Annotated in this window: 1 pseudogene; it reads left to right on the top strand. The window is 65.8% G+C overall.

The window, feature by feature from the left end:
- Positions 1 to 34: 34 nt before the first annotated feature.
- A pseudogene (locus BQ8794_RS32790) lies at positions 35 to 234 on the top strand (AraC family transcriptional regulator); the annotation flags it as partial.

Below are 234 nucleotides of genomic sequence, written 5' to 3'. Positions count from 1 at the left end.
CTGTTCCGGCGCGGTCCTGCTCGGGGAAGCGGGGTTGCTGGAAAATCGCGAGGCCACAATCCATTGGGGCTATGTCGAGACGCTCGCTAACAACTATCCCGGCGTGAAGGTGAAGCCGGGCCAGTCGCTGGTGCTGAGCGGCGAGGCCCAGCGCATCGTCATGGCCGGGGGCGGATCGAGCTGGCAGGATCTCGCCCTCTATCTCATCGGGCGCTTCGTCGGCCTCAAGGAGGC

Origin of the sequence: Mesorhizobium prunaredense, assembly GCF_900156895.1 — a bacterium.
Lineage (GTDB): Bacteria > Pseudomonadota > Alphaproteobacteria > Rhizobiales > Rhizobiaceae > Mesorhizobium > Mesorhizobium prunaredense.
This window is presented reverse-complemented; position numbering and strand designations above follow the sequence as displayed.